Source organism: Micromonospora sp. NPDC003816, assembly GCF_042874705.1.
Classification (GTDB): Bacteria; Actinomycetota; Actinomycetes; order Mycobacteriales; family Micromonosporaceae; genus Micromonospora.
Window position 1 is genome coordinate 11,920 of record NZ_JBIANP010000021.1, and the last position, 18,750, is coordinate 30,669.

The following is an 18,750-nucleotide window of genomic DNA, read 5'->3' on the forward strand; positions in this document are numbered from 1 at the left end:
GGACGTGCGATGAGGATCTCCGCGTGCGGGATGACATCGTTCTGCGGCTCGACCGCGCAACCGCGGAAGATCCGTACGCCGCGTTCTACGAGGCCGGAGCGCACACCGCTGCTGGCGCGGCCATCACCCCGCCCACGATCGAGGAAGCCGCGCGGCTGGGCAATCCTCTGCGGGACCTGGGCCACGCCCTTGGCCGTCGATGCTCTCCGTACGGGGATCACGCGCAGCGGTGAAGGGTCGTGTGTGCTCAACAGCAGGGGTGGATGCCGCGCAGGGCCCGGAAATGCTCTCGCACACGGACGGCAGGATGGGCTTCATGGGGATCACCGACCCGTGCGTGACCGTCTCCGAAGCAACCTTCGTGCCACGGTTCTTTCTCGATCCTCACGAGTCGTTCACGCCCAGCGCCGCGAAACCGCTCGGGTCTGTCGGGCCCCAGTGCCAGGCTCGTACCGAAGGGTCGGATGCGGCCAACGCGCTGCTCAGCAACCATCCTGCGCCGGCAGCTGTCTGCAGCAGGTCGTGGCGAGACGCATCATCGCGGATCACCAGGTCGGCGGGAAGGTAGGCGGAGTCGGGCCGGGCAGCGAGTTGTCCGGCGTACGCGAGAAGGTCATGCGCGACATGGGCGGCGGTTTCCCAGCAGTTCCCGTCGAGCGTGCCGGCCGGGCGCCGCCAGTCCTCGGACTGGTGCGGTGCGAGTACCCGTACCATCTCGGCCACGGCCTGGTCGACATCACGACTGTCCATCAGGCGCATGACGAGGAGCCTGCCAAATCTCACACCGCCTCGCTGAACACGTACCCATCGTCAGTCCGAGTCTGCATCGACGCCGGCACCGGCCCCGTAGGCGAGGAGGGTTCGCGGCAGATGAGTGTGCTGTCGGTGGGCCTGGTGGCGACTTCGGCACGATCCTGGAAGGCTTCACCGTCGGGTCATGTCTCGTAGGTGAGCGCCTTCTGTAGGTGGAAGTGCGCGACGTCGAGCATCCACTCCCGGTTCGGGAAGTCGCCCTCGGCGATACGCAGCGGGCCGCCGACCAGATCCAGATGCATGACGTACTGGTAGTACCTGACCCGCAGTGGGTCGAGGTCCGGGTTTCGGAGCGTCGCGTAGTGCGGGCCGAAGCGCATCCGCATCCAGCAGTGCTCCACTTCGATGTCGGTGTACATCAGGCCCTCGATGTCGATGATGACGGGCTCCCCGTCCGGTCCGACGAGCGTGTGTTCCGCGCAGAGTTCGCCGTGGACCACGCCGTGCTCTGCCCGTGGGTCGAGTGCGGCGTGCAGAGTGCGGAGTTTCTCCTCCAGCATCGCCTCGGCTTCGGCCGCACGGGCGTCGCGAGACACGGCGGTGGCGATGTTCACCAGCGCGCGTTCCAGGTAGGCCTGCTCGCAGGTCGTGTCCGGCGGTGCGCCTCCGCTGTCGATCCACGCGACACGCCCGAACGCCGGTGCGCGGTAGGTGTGCATGCGCCGCAGCATGTCCGCCAGGTGGGCGAGCGTGTGCCGGCCGGCGTCCGGGTCGCGTTCCAGCAGCGCTTCCAGCGTTCCGCCGCGGACGTCCTCCGCGACGGCGATGTCGGCCGGGTACAGGTCCTTGCTACGGTCGGCGAGCAACAGCCGCGGCGAACGGACGCCGATCGAAGCCAGTCGACGGGTGGCAGCCTCGAAGTAGTCGATGCCGGAGGCGTGGGCGAAGATGTTCGACGGGTCGTCGTGGCCATCCGGTAGCAGCCCGTGCCAGTAGTCCTCGTCGGCGTTCCAGACATAGACCACCACGCTCGTGGCGTCGTCCAGCATGATGCGGTAGACGCCCTTCTTGGTGCCGTTGAGCAGGCGGTCGACGGCGGTGATGAAGCGGTCGGTGCCGAAGACCTCCCGTATCACCGGGGTCAGGGTTTCAACGTCGGCGAAATTTCGTTCAGCGGTCATTCCCAGTCCCCGTCTGTCGCGCCTACGTCGATCATCTGCCAGTGGACTGGCCTCCGCAGATTCACCCGCCGGTCAAGCCCGAGAACACCGACATCGATGCTGGCGCGGTACGGCATCTGTGCGGCTGGAAAAGCCCGCACCAACCAGGAAATGGACATCGCCAAAGTCCCGGCAGAGCTGCGGTGACGCCTCAGCATCGACGTCGAAGTCCATCGCGCGGAGTTTGCGGTACGCGCGGTCGCGTACGGCCTCGTCGAACAGTTCTTCATACCAGGGGAGCAAGACCCACATCTCGACGCTCATGTCGAGCTTGCCCATCTGCTTGAGGCGCCACAGCCCGTCGGAAGCATTGTCGCTGAGGACCAGTTTGCGGGCTGTCTCCACGCCCTGGTACTCACGCAGCATGAGCTGGAACCGTCTTGCTGGATAGCCCAGCGCGGCCAGGGTGTCGACGCCTTCGTGCAGCTCCGCGGTGAACCTTCGTGCCAGCTCTTCCCGGTCGGTGCTCACGTGGCGGTCCCTTGGCTCGGCGACTGGAGGGGTAGGCAGGGGCAGCCTCGGTCTTTGCCCACCGGCCGTGCTTTGACTATGGACCGCCATCTGGTTGCTCTGCTACCTGTAGCCGCACGCGCGGTGAGGACCGATCGCGCCGGTGGTGGGCAGCTGGTGTCGCATGGGCGACGTAGAGTCACCGCTATCTGGTCCCGTTGAGCCCGAGGATGTCGTACAGGTAGACCCGCGGGGGCAGCGCCGGAAGTCGCTAGCGACCAAAGATCGCTAGGTGGAGCCGCGCCCGAGAAGACTTCGAGCGCAAGCTGTACCGCAAGCGTGCCAAGATCTCGGTCAAGTTCGTGGAACTTCCCGACACCATCCCCGTCCAAGGGCCCGAGACCGAGGTCGAGGACCACCTGGTCTTTGCCGACTTCATCCCATCCATCGGACCACACTGATGGCTTGGCCCGGTGAATAGCTCTCCGGGGATGCGGATGCAAAACAAGGTCCTCTCAGTGGTGACCACGTTGTCGCCGTACAGGTCCGAGTACAGAGATAGGTACGGCTGCAAGCAAGTGCACACCGCGTCGATCTCGATCTACGCACGGCGACTGGCCCCTCGCCTGCCGACAGTCCAGTTCGATGACGTTGCGTGGCGGGTGTTGTTGAGCCAGCCGTCCCTCGACGTGCGGATCTGGATCCGATCAGCGGACGCCGTATCGGATGATCGACTGTGACGCCCCGCACCTCCGAAGCACCAGAAATCAGCAGCTCAAAAACATGATCGAGTTTAAGCTACGGGGCATTGCGCCAAGCCCGGCGGTGACTGCTCTTCGACCCCGGGCTGTGCGACGGCCGCTGCGTCCGGATGGCTGAGGCCAAGCTCGTCGCCCTTGCGCGCGCCAGGCGGGTTGCTGCAAATTCGCGAAGGAGCCCAACGAGCCACCGGTTCAGCCCGGGAGGTCGTGTTTGGCGCCGTGCGGCCAAATCAGCCGTGTGTGGCAGACACTTCCGTGGTCGATGGCATTTTGCAACAGCCCACAGGGGCAACGACCTACTTCCATTGTATCCTGCTCGTCACCGAAAGTGGCCGTTCGTGGTCACGCCGGTTCGACGGGAGACAGCATGCCCAGCAGTCCGGCACACGGCGACGGGTCGAGCATCAGCGCGGCGGACACGATCGCGACCCGCCAGCAGTTCGCTGAGACCCTGACCCAACTGCGGGAACGCGCCGGCCTGACCGTTCGGGACGTGGCGAAGGCGGCCAGCATTCCCTACAGCACCGTGGGTGGCTACATGTCCGGCCGCCATCTACCACCGGTGTCCGAAGCCCATGCACTGACGGCCATCCTTCGAGCCTGCGGCGTGGTCGACGGTGCCGAGGTGGAACGGTGGCGGCTGGCGCTGTCGCGGGTTCGACGCCTGCCGGGACCACGACCGGCGGACGCCCCAGCGCCATACAAGGGTCTATCCAGCTACGAGCCCGGCGACAGCGAGTGGTTCTTCGGTCGTGAGAAGCTCACCGCAACAGTGGTCGACGTTTTGGCGGGGCGATGGGCCACGGGTAGCGGCCCTGTCGCAGTCCTCGGTCCGTCGGGTTGCGGCAAGTCTTCTCTGCTTCGCGCCGGAGTAACCCCGATTCTGCGTGCCGGCGGCCTTCACGCCGCAGCAGCTCAGCACGAGAGCAAGCCCAGTGCTGGAACCACCCAACCATGGAACGTGCTCCTGTTCACGCCCGGCAAGCACCCCGTGGATGCGTTCGCGACCGCGCTGGCAGCCGTAACAGATCCAAACGCCGAGGAGATCGGAGCCCGGCTGCGCCGCGATGCACGCGGATACTTCGAGTTATTGCACGACGCTGTCGGTGCCTGTCCCGACGGAGGCCCTGCGGGCCTCGCCGTGGTGGTAGACCAGTTCGAGGAAGTGTTCACCGAATGCGGTGACGACGGAGAGCGTCGGGCGTTCTTCGCCGCCCTGCATGCCTGCGCCACAACCGCGTCCGCGCAAAGCCAGCGGAACGCAGCGCAGCTCCGCCCTGCGGCGGCCGTGCTCATCGGATTGCGCGCTGACTTCTACCATCGGGCGCTGCTCGAGCCACAGCTGGTGCCGGTCCTGCAGCAAGCTCAAGTGCCGGTCGGGCCGATGAGCGAGGCCGAGCTACGGCAGGCGATCCTCGGTCCGGCGCACAAGGCCGGGCTAGAGATCGAAGACGGGCTGGTCGAGCTGCTACTGCGCGACTTGGCCCCGCCCGCGGGTGCGGTAGCCCGGGACGGCGCGCACGAAGCCGGTGCACTGCCCGTGCTGTCGCACACATTGCGGGCCATGTGGGAGCTGGCCACACGTCGGCGCATGACGGTGGCCGACTACCAAGCAGTTGGCGGCGCCCGAGGAGCGGTGGCCCGCACCGCCGACGACCTGCTCAACTCGCTGTCCGATCCAGACCGTCGACTCGCAAAGCGGCTATTCGTTCGGCTGGTACGCGTGCAAGAGGACGGCCCGAACACCCGGCGTCGCCTAACCCTGGCCGAACTCGACCGCATGGCCGAGCCCGCGCAGCGTGATGACCTACGCGCCGTGATGGACCGTTTCGTAACGCAGCGACTGATAGCGCTCGACGCGGATGCGGTCCAGCTCGCGCACGAGGCGCTGGTCGTCGCGTGGCCCCGGCTCCGGATGTGGATCGAGGCCAACCGGCGGGGGCTGCTGATCCGCCAGCAGATCGGCGATTCCGCGCAGCAGTGGCACCGAGAGGGCCGCGACCCGTCCTTGCTCTACCGCGGAAGCCGCTTGTCAGCGGCTCACGAGCTAATCGATGCCCGTGACGACGCGGGTCTGGACGACCTCGCGCGAGAGTTCCTCCGGGAGAGCGCGCGCCGAGAGCGCCAACGTGTCCGAACGCTGTACCAGACGGTGGCAGCGCTCGCCACGCTGCTCCTGGTCGCGCTCGGCGGCGGCACAGTCGCGATCGTACAAAGCAGCGAAGCGCTGCGGCAGCGGGCTCTGGCGACCGACGAACGTAACGCCGCACTGTCACGGCTGATGGCCATTCGCGCCGATCGCCTCCGCGACACAGATCCGGCGCTGGCCGGGCAGCTGGCCCTGGCCGCGTACCAGATCATGCCAACCACTGAGGCACGGTCGAGCCTGCTCGACTCGTCGGCGATCCCGGCCGTCACCCGGATGCTCGGCGCCGGCAGCCCTCTACAGGCGATCGCGGTCGCGCCCGATCGCGGCCTGCTCGCTGGCGCTGGCACCGATGGCCGGTTTCGGCTGTGGAACCTCACCGACCCGAACCACCCGGCGGCCATCACCGACGGTCTGCCCAGCACCGTGGGCGCCATCAACACGATGGCATTCCATCCGCAGCAGCGGCTGCTGCTCGCCGGCGGTAGCGAGGGAGTGCAGTTTTACGACACCTCGGTGCCTGCCGAGCCGATCGCCCTCGATGCGAGGCTCGAGGGCGGCGTCACCACGCTCTCCTTCGGCGCAGGCGGCGCACTGCTGGCGGCCACCACTACCGATGGCGCCATCCGCCTGTGGAATTTGAGCGAACCGACCCACCCGATCGGACTCGGCACGCAAATCGCAGGGCCGGCAGATGGCTTCTCCGCGGCGGCTCTCAGCCCCGACGGCAGCGTCCTCGCAGCCGCAGGAGCTGATCGGCGCGTCTACCTGTGGGACATTCGCGAGCCCGCCGCGCCGGCACGGCTAGGCAAGCCGCTCGCCGGACCTGACCTGTCCATATTCGGGATTGCCTTCAGCCCGGACGGCCGCACGTTCGCCGCCGCCAGCGCCGACCGGCATGTGTACCTGTGGGACCTCACCAAGCCCTCGCGGCCGAGCCAGTTTGCCCAGCCACTGTCCGGACCCACCAACTGGGTACACACCGTTACCTTCAGCCCTGACGGCCGGACGGTCGCAGCCGGCAGCTCCGACGGACACGCATGGCTTTGGCAGCTCGACACCGGTGCCGTGATCGCGACCCTGCCACACCCGGCCCCCGTGACCGAGCTGGCCTTTGACCGGGACGGCCTTAGCCTGTACTCCGGTGCCAGCGATGGCGTGGTACGCCGTTGGGCGCTGCCCGGTCCCGTCCTGTCGGCTGCCACAAACACCGTGCACGACCTGGCCTGGTCCGGCGACCTGCTCGTGGCCGCGAGCGGAGACCGAGCCGTCTACCTTTGGGAAACTGGCGATCCACAGCGGACCGTACTTGTCACCGACCCGCTCACCAGCCCTCGCGCGGACAGTTTCCTCGTCGGCACGATCGCCATTAGCCCGAACGGACGGGTGCTCGTCGCATCCGGCTTCGACGGCACCGTATGGGGCTGGGACATCAGTACTCCCAGCCGGCCGTCCCCACTGGTCTCTCCACTAACCGGACTCTCCCGGTTCGCCGAGTCGCTCGCGTTCAGCCCCGATGGCCGCCTGCTCGCCGCTGGCGGTAGCGACGGCACCATCGCCCTCTGGGACATGACCGACCCCCAACAACCCACCCTGCTAGCCACACTCGATGACGCCACCGGCAACGTCTACTCGGTCGCATTCAGCCCCGACGGCCGCTGGCTCGCCGCCGGCGGTTTCGACACCGTCGTGCGGCTATGGGATATCAGCAGCCCGGCGGATCCTGTGCGCATTGGCGAATCCCCGACCGGGGCGAAGAACTTCGTCTACTCCATCGCGTTTCACCCCGCTGGCCGCGCCCTCGCCGTCAGCAGCGCCGACGGGACAGTCCGGCAGTTCAGCCTTGCCAACCCCACCCGACCCGCACCCGGCCCGACACTCATCGGACCCAACGGATACGTAATCGGCATCGCGTTCAGCCCGGACGGAACCCGGCTCGCCGCCAGCAGCACCGACCACACGGTTTGGCTTTGGGACACCAGCGACCTCACTAACCCGACCATCCACGCGATCCTGACCAGCCCCGAAGGGCCAGTCCAAGACGTCGCCTTTCACCGCGACGGTCGCAGCATGGCTGCTAGTAGCCAGGACACCAAAGTCCGCATCTGGCAAACAACGCCTGAGGATATTGCCGAACGTGCTTGTTCAGTCGTCGGCGATCCGGTCACGGCTGAGGAATGGCAGCAACATGTACCTGACCTGCCATATCGCCAGCCATGCCTTGGGCCACAGCCAGTAAATTGACTCTCTGAATTTTACTCATGCCCGCATGGTCAGCACCTGCCATCAGGCCACAACGGCACCTTGACACCCTGTACACGATAGCGTCCTCGGTACGTGTGGACCTTGGCCTCGACGATGTTCTATTGCCGAATGTTACCACCGAGGTTCGTTGGCGCCGTTGTGACCGAGTGTTCTGTCTCAGCTTGTTTAGCTGCTCACCGGCCATCGATTCGCCTACGTCGAACCTTGGCCATGATCGAATCGGCTGTGGCGGTCACACGAACGGCCTCGAGTCGTCCTTGCGTACGCGCAAATCTCCTCGATAGCAGCGATGAGGTCGTCAACGCTGCGGAACCCACCGCAAGCGGATCATCTTTCGGTGAGCTCAGCGAACCAGGGGGTCGACTGGGACTGTCAATTTGGCTATGGAGGGCACAGCTCAGCGGCCCCAAGCCATGTCCGAACGACGAAACACTTGCTGGCTATGCGGGCGCATCTCGGATCGTTAAAGATCCACCGACCGCTGAGCGTCATGCCGCACACGGCTGACTTGGCTGCACGGCGCCAAACACGACCTCGTCGGGCTGAATCGGTGGGCCAGTGAGCCGCTTCCCGCAAAGCCGCACCTAAGCCCGGCGACCCATCCGTCCAGCAAGTCTCCGATGGCAGTAAACGTGTGCGGGGTTGTACGAACATTCGGCCGCCGCTGTACTTGCCGGCACCTGCTTGATTCCAATGGACGGTGCGGCCACGCACTCAAACCGTCGCAACGGCACCCGCGACGGATCGAGCGGAACAATCGGGGAGAGGAGCGAAGTACAGGTCAGAGCTGCTCGGTAGCCAATGCGGATGTGTGCGGGTCCATATTCAAGGCTCGCCGGCGGCTCCCGCTTCACGGGCACCCGTTCGGCGCTGCCGATTCCAATCGCTTCCTCTAACACGGCTAGCCAAAGGTGGCGCGCAAGAATCGTTAGAAGGAAAGCAGGTGGCGGCAGCACGTGATGCCGCAAGGTTGGCCTCAGCCGATTGTATGAATGTTCGCCATGGGGGCAACAAGAATGGTCGATATATCGGCCACGATCGTCCGAGTTTCGACGAGATAAGGAGCACTGGATGATACCCACCGAACAAGGCGCGCTACTGCACACCGTTGAAGAGGCTAGCAGTCCGAGACCGCGGCGGTTCCGGAAGCTCTGGCGAGGACTCGCGGTCTTCGCCGTCGCAGTGGCCGTGTTCCTTGCTCTAACCCCGCGCGCTGCCCTCGCGGCCAGCACCTACGTATGGAGGAACAACGGACCGGACGTCCCGGTGTCGTGCGTGACCGGCAGTGGCTGTCCCGCCGACCGTGTTGTGTGGCTGGCAAATGGATATCCGGTCTCGATGCACTGCTGGTTCGATGCCTCGTCATCATCGACTGGGAACTACGCCAGTCGTCGATGGTTCCAGATCACGGCGGTCCCGTTGGCCGGGCGCTGGCACGTGCATTCGTCCTACGTCTACAACCAGACCTCGGTCGGCCACTGTTGACGCAACTGGCAGGTCACCGATCAGCCTGACGGGGTGGGGAAGATCCCACCGGCTCACCCCCGTGGGACCTTGCCGCCTCCTGAATCGCAATCTCGGACCGCGTTCACAAGCCGCGTGTGCTTGATGATCGTCGGCCCCTTGCGTCGGCAGTGATTACACCGAGGGAACAGCAAAGCCGAGTCAAGAGGGGAACTCCACATGATGTTGCAAGAGGCTAAGCGCACCGGCCGCCACGTGACCGGCAAGCGCACGCTCGCAGCAACTGCGGCGATCGCCGCCACAATCCTTGGGAGCCTGCTGATCCAACCACCGGCGGCGCTCGCCGCGCCTTGCTCCACCACCTCCTGTGTCTACAACTACAGCGCCAGCACGGCGTCGATGACCTGCGTGGGCGGGACCGGGTGCACCAGCGGATCGAGAATGTTCGTCACCAACGGCACACAGGTCCACATGCAGTGCTGGATCGACTCGCCACCGCCCTACACCGGCAACTACAGCAGCAGCCGCTGGTTCCAGGTCATCAACGTTCCCTACGCCGGCGGATGGATGGTGCATTCGTCCTACGTCTACAACCAGCGCAGCGTTCCCCGCTGTTGACCCATCTCACCGCCGTCGCATCGTTGCTACCTGTTGGCTGACGCTAGCAGGGTCGTATGGCAAATCAGTCTCACACGAATGCGGGTCGAGTGCGCTAAAACGCGGCGGAGAGCGTACGGGGTTGTGCGGACTCCAGCGGCATCCTGTACCTGCGCACGAGTCCGATTGACGGAGGGACGATCCATTGCCTCAGTCGTCTCGACGGCAGCCGACCGGACCGCAGTCCATATGAGAAAAAAATTACATATCGGTTCCTGCTACCAATATCGTCTCCCTCTTTAGCTTAAGCGAGGTTTCATGGTCAAGATCATCCTCGGCCGTCGTACCAAGGGCGCTGCAGTCGTTGTCGCGCTAACGGCAGTGCTCGCCGGTTTGCTCGTGGCAGGAGTTTCCCCTGCCCAGGCAGTGCCGGCAAGTAGCGTTCCGACCGTCATTGTCCAGCCACCCGGCAGCGGGTACTGGAACCGGTTCAACTCGGTCAACCCGGCGACGCACCACATCATCTGGACGGCCGACTGGGCCACAGATTTTTACATGGGAGCCGGGATGACCGTCCGCACGCGGGCGTATCCGGAATCCCAGGTGGGCGCGGTGCAGTATCGCATCGCGAGCGTCACGAACACTTGCAAGGCGCCCAACAACGCTGGCAAGACGGTCCAGGTTGAGTTCTGGTACAACGGTGTACTCGCCGGATGGGCGTACTACGCGCATCTCGACGCCGTGCCAGTGTCGGCTGGTCAGTGGGTCGCCCACGCGGCGATCCTCGGCTACACCAAGCGATGGACGAAGTCGTCGTGCTACGACGTCACGACTGACGAAGGTGTGCACGTTCACTTCGAGCTGTTCACGAAGGGCGACGGGCACTACGCCTGCTGGTACGCGCGTCCGGCTGGCACGTGGGTCGACTACTGGGGTGTGATCGGGCGCATCGGGTACAACACCCCGACGAGCAAGCGCTCATGTCCATGATCGTTCCACCAAACGTGATCACTCGTTGATTATGTAGCAAACGCTCTGCCGGGTGTGGGCCCTCGATCTCTTTGAATGGGAGGCCCGCACCCGTCAGGTCTTGCACATTCTGAAGTCACTCGAACGGCACGGCCTACTCCGCCAGGCTTTTTGGCGGGCCGCGGGCTGTCGGTGCCCACCCACCAGTCGCTAACGCAGCAGCCGGGCTCGACGAAGGGGCTGGGACGTGAGTCCCCAGCCCGTTCACGAGGTACTACACGCGATGACCCAGCCGGTCACCGCACGCCTGGAAACCAGTTGACTCTCCATCACAGCCCCGGGCTTTGACACCGGCCCAGAGGTGGCACCCCCAACTGTTGGGTGGCTGTTGGCCGCTGTTGGGTTCCAGACCCCCGCAGATCTCGGCCAACAGCGGCTTTTTGCGGTCACAAGACCGATCCACCCCGACACGCCAGCCGGGTTTGCGGGCGGTCTTGGGCGCCGCCCGGTGTGGGTGGTGACTCGGCCCGGCGTCGGCCCGTGCTCACCACGATTCCGAACCTGGTGTGGAAGGAGAGTGCTTCCACGGTCTCCGCCCGTACGGGCGGCGCCTCCCATCCGCTGTCGCGCATGCCCCGCCGCCCGGCGGGGTGGGAGGTGAAGACCAGATGCGCCGTGTCCTGTCCCGCCTGTTCCTGTCCATCATGATCGTCGCCGTCGCCGTCGCCGTCGCCGTCGCCGTCGCCGTCGCCGGCACGGCCGGTGCGGCTCAGGCTGGGCCGCCAGAACTGCTGGCGGTCAACAGCCTGAACACCGTCATCAACAACCTCATCGCCTGGATCGTCGGGATCCTCGTCGGCGTCGCCACCTTGTTCCTCACCTACGGCGGTGCCCTGTATCTGATGGCCGGCGGCGACCCCGGCCAGGTGGAGAAGGCCAAGGGGGCGCTGAAGGGCGCCGCAACCGGCTACGGCTTGGCGGTGCTCGCGCCGGTGCTGATGAGCATCCTGCGCGGCATCTTGGGGACGAACTGATGTTCTGGAACCCCTTCACCATCGCGGGCGTGCTGGACGAGATCCTGGAATGGATCGCGGCACGCGTCGCGGACGTCATCGACGCCCTGTGGAAGTTGCTGTCCTGGGCGTTCCTCGTCGTGCCGGACGTGACCGCCCTGCCACAGGTCCAGGCCATCAGCACCCGCGCGTTGTTCATCGCCAACACCTGCTACGTGGTGGCGATCGCCGCCTGCGGTGTGGTGGTCATGGGCCGCGACAGCGTCCAGGCCCGCTACGGCGTGGCGGAACTCGCGCCGCGCCTGCTGATCGGCATCATCGGCGCGAACTTCGCCCTGCCGATGTGCCGGGAACTCATCGCCTTGGGCAACGCGCTGATCCAGACGCTCATCGGCGGGCCGATCACCACCGACGGCTCACTGGACCAGTTGCGTCGCACAATCGTCGACGCGCTGACCAACCCGGCCAACGCCCTGCTCACGCTCGTCATCGGCGTGGTCATCGCCGTGCTTGCCGCCATGATCATGGTCGGTTGGGTGCTGCGGCTGGGTCTGCTGGTGATCCTCGTTGGCGTCTCATCGGCGGCGCTGGCCTGCCATGGCACGCCGTGGACCGAGCCGGCGGCGAAGTTGTGGTGGCGGGCTTTCCTCGGCGTGTTCGCCACTGTCGGGGGCCAGGGCATCGCGCTGCACGCCGGGTTGACGGTGTTCGTCAGCCCCACGGCGAACCTGCCCGCCCTGGGCCTGCCGAACGATCCGACGGGCACGCTCAACCTGTTCATCGTCTGCTGCCTGCTCCTCGCGGTGACGCGAATCCCGGCGCTGGTGCGCCGGTACGTCACGGGCGGGCAGTCCCGCAACGTGGTCGGCGCGTTCGTCCGGGTCGCCCCAGCTGGCCGGGTCGCCGAAGATGAACTCGCCGCCATGGCGGGGCGGGCGGCCGGTGGTGCCGGGCAGCCGGGGTGGCGCGGGTCGGCGCAGCACCCGGTCCGAGCGCATCCGCACCAGAACCTGAACGGGCAGGTCGGCCAGCAGGAACGCCAGCCGGGGCCCATCGTAGCCGGCGTCCGCGACGATCCACATGTCCGGATCACCGGGCTGCCACTGCCCGGCATCGATCAGTCGTTGCACCACGTCCCGCAACTGGCCGGCGGTGACCGTGGCAGCGTCGTCGCCGGGCACCAGCCGCCGGGCGTCCAACGGCGCGGTCCACGAGGTGCGCCCGGTCTCCACGGCGGTGACGAACGAGTACGGCCAGCCCGGAACCCCGACGTGGGTGTCCTTGCCGCGCCCGTAGGTGTGGCACAACACCCGCTGCGGGCAGGTATGCGCCTCCGGCCGCAGCCAACACGTCACATCCACCGCCAGAACGATCCGCCCGTCCGCGGCCCGCGGCACCGGCACCGCCGCCACCGCCGTCCGCAGCCGCTCGACGTCGACCCGGCCACGGTTCAACGCCGCATACAACGAGCCGTGACCCCGCCGATGCTCACCCACCAGCGACAACTCCACCAAGGACCGCACCGGCGCATCACCACACAACAACGCGTCGGCCAGCTCGAACAACGCATCCCCGCGAACGGTCAAACAACGGTGGAACTCACGCCGAAACGCGGACAACCGCCCTACCTCGTCGATCGACCCGCCATCGTGCACACTGATCACCAGACAGCCCTTGATTCTTGATCTTCTTCCCTAGACAAGAGGAATGATCAGTCAAGGGCTGTCCGCATGATCAGCCGGGGTCGATACCACCGCCCAGCGAGTTAAAACTCAAGTTAAAGCCTCGTCCAATCCTCGATCTCGTGCAGCTCCGGCAGGAGATCCGGACGGGTGCTCGCCACCGTCTCCCGCGTCTTGGCAATCACGCCGCATTGCCAGCCGCCGTATGACATTTCCGAACGCCCTCAACGGAGCTCCGCCACTAGACCGCATGATCAGATGTCAACCTCTGGCAAGATTGAGATGGCCGTCCAGCTCCGTCGTCACTATCCGCATGATGACCCGGCCACGGAGGCGTCGCTGGTTCACGATCGCACATGCGCCCGCCACGCCGATGCTGATCATCTCGCCAGATCTTGATAACCCGTGACCCTGAGTCCGGCGCGTAACAGTAATCGAGAGTTCATTAGGAAGATCACATGATTCCAAGACGCTCATCTTTCCGGTAGCCTCAGCGCGTGTCTGCAGATGACCTGTTTGAGCGCGCCCTAGGGCGCGCAAGAGAAGATGTACGTCGGAGTCGAGACGCCGCTCGCGCGGCGAATGACGAGCGCATCCATCGAGAGGCAGTCGGTGAGGCTATACGGCAGCAGCGCATTCAGGAGGTTCGGAACTTCCTGAAGCAGTATGTGCGCCGACTACAGGAAGCGCGTCAGGTGCCGTTGCTATTTCATGAATCTCTGATTCGTGAAATAGATTCTCTACAGTTATCTGGTTATCCTATTGGATTCAAGGACAGCAAGACAATTGGCCATGGCGCGGACGACTCACTTCGCACCATCGAATGCATGAATCGAGTATTACTTACGCCGGACGGCCGCGCATGGACGATGCCGTTTCCCGCAGTTAGAGTGAGGCGTCTTTTCAGGAAGCATGTACTAGCCGCCAAACCCGAGAAGATATTCATATTTCGCTATTATGGCCAACTCGACCGCCTGGCGAACGTTCTCGCCGTCGATTTTGTGCTGCGGACAACTGACCAACAGTACATGAAGCACCTCAACGAGGAGCCGGAAGCAGATTTGATCGAGTGGATTTGGGGCTGACCAGCACTGGCTCCTACAAACCCTATGGCCGCGACCAGTTCTCCGCGAGGATGGTGATCTGCACCCCGCATTCCTGTTCTGCGCTGCGGCCAGGTGGAGGGGACATGGTGCAGTCACGGCCTCGTCCTGCCGTCCACGGCCCGGGGGTGGGTGATCCGAGCCCCCACGCGCGCGAGAACACGATTCCGCCTGGGGTTACAGAGTGACGGCCTTGATGGTACGGGCTTCTTTGCGACCGTGGCCGGTCTCACGGCTGCACTCTCCGACCGGGACCTACTCCCAGAGCGCGGCCCTGAGCTAAGCGTGCAGGGTCGCTGATTGCCCTTGGCCTGCACCAGTAGGTGCGCTCCGCGGGCGTGTAATCTGCTGCGCGTGATCGGTCTAGGTATCAAGTGCGTCGGCGACGAACAGAACCCCGGGCAGCCTACCCAGGACCTTCTCGACGGCGTCGAGCAGAGGTGTGAACGGCCGGAATCCGTTGCTCTTCGCGTTGACCGCGACCTGGGCCAGTACGATACGTGTGCCGTACGCCACCGTAAAAACTCGACTCCTGACCAAACACCCCCGTGCCCGGCCAGCAGCATCGTTCCTTCGCATTGCCTGGACCTCGTAACCCACTCGCAACCCGAGCCGCCCGAGAGCGCACCTTCAATGGTCACCTTTGTCCCATCGGATTCCTGACACCGAGCAACTCGCACGAGGGCGACGCCCTGCATCATGAACAGCAGCTTTCCGCACTCGACGTCATCGATAAGCGGTCCGAGACCTTAGGTAGACGAACAGGCGATGACGATCTCCGATCGGACGATTTCAGCCCTTTCCTGGAACTGCTAGGCTCTGGACTCTGCCTCGAAGAGAGATGGTGAGCGAATGTCATACGAAAAGACGTGCGGTATTTGCGGGTTCGACGGTCGAGGGAACGGAAATCCTCCAGCCAAATGCCCTTCGTGCGGAAATACGTGGTTCGCCTCCGCGCTGCTGGAGCAGCTCACCGCTCGTCACCTGAGGCGCTAGCCGCATGTCAGAATTGTTGCGCAGGCTGTTCGGCGGGCCACGATCCACGCCTATTGTTCCCCCGGAACCGCCAGCTCTTTGGAGTGACGATGATGCAGATCGGTGTCGCGCCGAGATCGACCTGCTGACGAGGTCATTTTTGACCGAATGCAGGAACCGCGGGCGGGTCGGCAGAGTCTCTTTACGTAACCGGCGCACGGCGATCATGGGCTATGGCTCCTATATGACGAGCGGGCACCTGCATATCGCTGACGACGGTTGGGTTCACGAAGACCGAGGGTTTTCAACATTCGCGCTAGGAAACAACGGCGTGTGGTGTTACGCGGGCTACTACGGCGTCAAACAGCAGGGCAAGATCGCGATCGAGGTCTGGACGGCGAGCAGTGGAACCGGGTGGCACAGAATAGATCAGAGGGAGTTTTCATTCTTCACTGATCGTGGCACCGCCAGTCCCAATGACGCGCTCAGAGCGGGGCAGGCAGCGGTAAAGGCTTGGAGTTCGCCTGCAACCAGACGGCGCAACCTGGGAGCCGACCGGAGGTGATCTACCAGCCGCCCTGGCGACCCGAAATCGTGAGCGACGAGGCCCTCTACGTCCGACTTCTACGTTTGAATGAAGGCTTTCCTCGTGACTTTGGCGCCGACGACTACGACCAACGACGTGATGCCTGGGAAGCTCAGATTTTCGCGATCACGAACGAAATCCAGCGTCAAGGAGCTGAGCCGCCGACCTGGTGGGGCACCGCAAACGGATTCCCCAATTCACCCCGGCACCGCTATCGCCGGCTGACGGTGACGCTTGCGTTCATGGTCTACGCTGGAGCCTGCGCCTTGGCTATCGCACTGTTCGGCGGCCCAGCTATCGCAATCACCTTCTGGGGAACCGTACTCGGTGGAGGCGCAGCATTGTTCATCGCAACTCGAGTGGCGGACCGTCGAGCCACTCGCCGACGGTGACAAGTACTTTAAATTTGCATGGACTACGCATTTCATTCGCCGCCGCGCGACTACGCAACCACCTTGAGGTTATTGTACGGTCAGAGCGCATCTCGTCCGTCATAGCCAGGGCTCAGAGGCTCCTTCGCCGTCCTGCGGGCAGCGCTGCAGCGCTGCCCGCAGCAATCGCGTGACCCGCTACACAGCCCGCGCGGCGGGGCACGTTCTGTGCAACCCAACAACCCTGCGCCGTCACTGACGGGAATTCAACGCCACCTCGCCGTGATCCAACGGCCAAGGCTTGTTGGCCAACAGCCGATCTGAGGCGGCCAACAAGACTGGCCGAACAGCTGCCACGGCGTCCCTCAGTATGGCCAACAGTCCTGTTCAGACCATGGTTGGCCGGGCCAGAACATGATCGCGTTCCGTTGGGTGGGCGGGTTACGGTGAGGGCTCATTTTTGAGTTCTCCATCGTGCACCACCCCGGGTCTCGGCCGTCACGGCAGGAGCCGCACCCGCCCACCCGCCTCATCGGCCGGTCGGCAGCGACACCTCCTCCCGTGACGCCCCGCCCACCCGCACCACCGGAATCACCCCACGCTCTCCACGCCGTCCCTTCTTCCAACGCTGTTGCCCACCCATGGGTTTATCCGGCCAACAGCCTCGACGGCGGCGCGCTTCGCCGATCGCAATCTCTCTTCGAATGGAGGCCGGCCGCTCTGCCTGCCAGGTCGAGAGCCGGATCATGCGTTTGACTGTGTCGGGGATGCTGTCGAATGCATACCGGGTTGTCTCGATGGTCTGGACGGGGGGCGATGTCCTGCCGACTCCCGTCGCCCGCCCGTTACCTTTTTGATCGTCCCCAGCTGGGGACCCTCGGTCGCTCGGCCCGGTATGACTTCCTGCCCCTGTCGTGTGCATGATCCGGGGGGTGTTGTCGCCGGGTCGGGTGGCGTCGGCGGACCGCTGATAGGGACACGGCTGCCCCTTTGTGGGTTGGTCTCTTCGTAACGTGGCTGCCGGCAGTCCGACGCTCAGACCAGCGGCCGGGGCCACGAGGCGATGCGTGGAGGCGGGTGTGATGCACGACGGATACGGCGTCTACCTCGGCTTGGACGTCGGCAAGGGTGATCACCACGCGGTCGGCCTGACGCCGGACGGCAGACGGCTGCATGACGCGGCGTTGCCGAACACCGAGGCCCGGCTGCGGCAACTGTTCGACAAACTCGCCCGTCACGGTGCGGTTCTGGTGGTGGTCGACCAGCCGGCCTCGATCGGTGCCTTGCCGGTCGCGGTGGCTCGGGCGTGTGGGCATCAGGTGGCCTACCTGCCCGGCCTGGCGATGCGGCGGATCGCTGATCTGCACCCCGGCGCGGCGAAGACCGACGCCCGCGACGCCTACGTCATCGCTGACGCGGCCCGCACTCTGCCCCACACGCTGCGGCGGGTCGACACCGGCGACGAGGCCTTGGCCGAGCTGGAAGTCCTCGTCGGCTTCGACGACGACCTCGCCGGCGAAGCCACCCGCGTGTCCAACCGCATCCGGGGACTGCTCACCCAGATCCACCCCGCTCTGGAACGCGTCCTCGGCCCGAAAGTCCACCACAAGGCTGTGCTGGAGCTGCTGTCCCGGTGCGGCGGCCCGGTCGGGCTGCGCAAGGCCGGCCGCCGCAAACTCCTGTCGATCGCCGCCGTCCACGCACCCCGCATGGGCGAACGCCTCGTCGCCCAGATCATGACCGCACTCGACGAGCAGACCGTCACCGTTCCCGGCACCCAGGCGGCGGAGACGATCCTGCCCCGCCTCGCCGACAGCCTCCGCAACACCCTGCGGCAACGCGACCAGGTCGCCACTCAGGTCGAGAGGATGCTTGATGCGCACCCTCTTGCCCCGGTCCTGACCTCGATGCCCGGCATCGGCGTCAGGACCGCAGCCCGCATCCTGCTCGAAGTCGGCGACGGCAGCACCTTCGCCACCCCAGGACACCTGGCCGCCTACGCCGGACTGGCGCCGGTCACCCGACGATCCGGCAGCAGCATCCGCGGCGAGCACCCACCACGCGGCGGCAACAAGAACCTCAAACGCGCGTTCTTCCTCGCCGCGTTCGCATCCCTGGCCGACCCCGTCAGCCGCGCCTACTACGACCGCAAACGCGCCGAAGGCAAACGCCACAACGCCGCCCTCATCTGCCTCGCCCGACGCCGCTGCGACGTCCTCCACGCCATGCTCCGCAACAAGACCCCCTACCACCCCCGCCCGACCAGCCCCGTCACCGCTTGACGAAACCCATAGGGACACCCCGTTACCTTTTTGATCGTCCCCAGCCGGGGACCCTCGGTCGCCCGGCCCGGTATGACTTCCTGCCCCTGTCGTACGCATGATCCGGGGGGTGT

The 18,750-nt window shown here is 65.2% G+C and carries 13 protein-coding genes and 1 pseudogene; 8 read left to right on the top strand and 6 right to left on the bottom strand.

The window, feature by feature from the left end; genetic code table 11:
- Positions 1-23 precede the first annotated feature (23 nt).
- On the top strand, positions 24-233 hold the full coding sequence (locus tag ACFYTT_RS30575; protein WP_387264415.1) for a hypothetical protein: 210 nt from the start codon (positions 24-26) through the stop codon (positions 231-233).
- 151 nt (positions 234-384) lie between these two features.
- Here ACFYTT_RS30575 and ACFYTT_RS30580 read toward each other — a convergent pair whose 3' ends face one another.
- The 3 genes from ACFYTT_RS30580 to ACFYTT_RS30590 all read right to left on the bottom strand — a co-directional run bounded on the left by ACFYTT_RS30580 (position 385) and on the right by ACFYTT_RS30590 (position 2,444).
- A complete protein-coding gene (locus ACFYTT_RS30580; protein WP_387264417.1) occupies positions 385-759 on the bottom strand; it encodes a hypothetical protein in 375 nt (124 codons plus the stop codon).
- A 176-nt stretch (positions 760-935) separates the two neighbouring features.
- A complete protein-coding gene (locus ACFYTT_RS30585) occupies positions 936-1,934 on the bottom strand; it encodes a phosphotransferase (protein ID WP_387264419.1) in 999 nt (332 codons plus the stop codon).
- 72 nt (positions 1,935-2,006) lie between these two features.
- Positions 2,007-2,444: a hypothetical protein gene (locus ACFYTT_RS30590; protein ID WP_387264420.1), complete on the bottom strand. Its 438-nt coding sequence runs from the start codon at positions 2,442-2,444 to the stop codon at positions 2,007-2,009.
- Between the two features lie 1,107 nt (positions 2,445-3,551).
- Between ACFYTT_RS30590 and ACFYTT_RS30595 the strand changes: the two genes are divergently transcribed.
- The 4 genes from ACFYTT_RS30595 (at position 3,552) to ACFYTT_RS30610 (ending at position 11,659) form a co-directional block, all read left to right on the top strand.
- Complete coding sequence (locus tag ACFYTT_RS30595; protein ID WP_387264422.1) at positions 3,552-7,574, top strand: helix-turn-helix domain-containing protein; 4,023 nt, start codon at positions 3,552-3,554, stop codon at positions 7,572-7,574.
- Positions 7,575-9,278: 1,704 nt separating this feature from the next.
- Entirely contained in the window at positions 9,279-9,677 is a 399-nt protein-coding gene (locus ACFYTT_RS30600) for a hypothetical protein (RefSeq protein ID WP_387264424.1), read from the top strand.
- Between the two features lie 297 nt (positions 9,678-9,974).
- Positions 9,975-10,646, top strand: coding sequence for a hypothetical protein (locus ACFYTT_RS30605; RefSeq protein WP_387264426.1), 672 nt, complete (start codon positions 9,975-9,977; stop codon positions 10,644-10,646).
- Between the two features lie 647 nt (positions 10,647-11,293).
- The gene (locus ACFYTT_RS30610) at positions 11,294-11,659 is read left to right on the top strand and encodes a pilin (protein ID WP_387264428.1); all 366 of its coding nucleotides are present in this window, start codon (positions 11,294-11,296) and stop codon (positions 11,657-11,659) included.
- Positions 11,660-11,912: 253 nt separating this feature from the next.
- Here ACFYTT_RS30610 and ACFYTT_RS30615 read toward each other — a convergent pair whose 3' ends face one another.
- Positions 11,913-12,164, bottom strand: a complete 252-nt coding sequence (locus tag ACFYTT_RS30615) for a hypothetical protein (protein ID WP_387264430.1) — start codon at positions 12,162-12,164, stop codon at positions 11,913-11,915.
- Positions 12,165-12,513: 349 nt separating this feature from the next.
- A pseudogene (locus ACFYTT_RS30620) lies at positions 12,514-13,302 on the bottom strand (transposase); the annotation flags it as partial.
- Between the two features lie 515 nt (positions 13,303-13,817).
- Here ACFYTT_RS30620 and ACFYTT_RS30625 point away from each other — a divergent pair.
- On the top strand, positions 13,818-14,405 hold the full coding sequence (locus tag ACFYTT_RS30625; RefSeq protein WP_387264432.1) for a hypothetical protein: 588 nt from the start codon (positions 13,818-13,820) through the stop codon (positions 14,403-14,405).
- A gap of 381 nt (positions 14,406-14,786) precedes the next feature.
- On the opposite strand, the gene ACFYTT_RS30630 is transcribed toward ACFYTT_RS30625, so the two are convergent.
- Positions 14,787-14,939: a hypothetical protein gene (locus ACFYTT_RS30630; RefSeq protein WP_387264433.1), complete on the bottom strand. Its 153-nt coding sequence runs from the start codon at positions 14,937-14,939 to the stop codon at positions 14,787-14,789.
- 1,020 nt (positions 14,940-15,959) lie between these two features.
- On the opposite strand from ACFYTT_RS30630, the gene ACFYTT_RS30635 reads away from it, so the two are divergent.
- Together ACFYTT_RS30635 and ACFYTT_RS30640 are read left to right on the top strand one after the other, a co-directional pair.
- On the top strand, positions 15,960-16,376 hold the full coding sequence (locus tag ACFYTT_RS30635) for a hypothetical protein (protein WP_387264435.1): 417 nt from the start codon (positions 15,960-15,962) through the stop codon (positions 16,374-16,376).
- 1,061 nt (positions 16,377-17,437) lie between these two features.
- Positions 17,438-18,637, top strand: coding sequence for an IS110 family transposase (locus ACFYTT_RS30640; protein WP_387264437.1), 1,200 nt, complete (start codon positions 17,438-17,440; stop codon positions 18,635-18,637).
- Positions 18,638-18,750 lie beyond the last annotated feature (113 nt).

What these genes read in the sequence shown, in the direction of transcription:
- ACFYTT_RS30580 (WP_387264417.1), bottom strand. Translation starts at nt 759, where the DNA reads ATGCGCCTGATGGACAGTCGTGATGTCGACCAGGCCGTGGCCGAGATG.
- ACFYTT_RS30585 (WP_387264419.1), bottom strand. Translation starts at nt 1,934, where the DNA reads ATGACCGCTGAACGAAATTTCGCCGACGTTGAAACCCTGACCCCGGTG.
- ACFYTT_RS30595 (WP_387264422.1), top strand. Translation starts at nt 3,552, where the DNA reads ATGCCCAGCAGTCCGGCACACGGCGACGGGTCGAGCATCAGCGCGGCG.
- ACFYTT_RS30600 (WP_387264424.1), top strand. Translation starts at nt 9,279, where the DNA reads ATGATGTTGCAAGAGGCTAAGCGCACCGGCCGCCACGTGACCGGCAAG.
- ACFYTT_RS30605 (WP_387264426.1), top strand. Translation starts at nt 9,975, where the DNA reads ATGGTCAAGATCATCCTCGGCCGTCGTACCAAGGGCGCTGCAGTCGTT.
- ACFYTT_RS30610 (WP_387264428.1), top strand. Translation starts at nt 11,294, where the DNA reads ATGCGCCGTGTCCTGTCCCGCCTGTTCCTGTCCATCATGATCGTCGCC.
- ACFYTT_RS30615 (WP_387264430.1), bottom strand. Translation starts at nt 12,164, where the DNA reads ATGATCATGGCGGCAAGCACGGCGATGACCACGCCGATGACGAGCGTG.
- ACFYTT_RS30640 (WP_387264437.1), top strand. Translation starts at nt 17,438, where the DNA reads ATGCACGACGGATACGGCGTCTACCTCGGCTTGGACGTCGGCAAGGGT.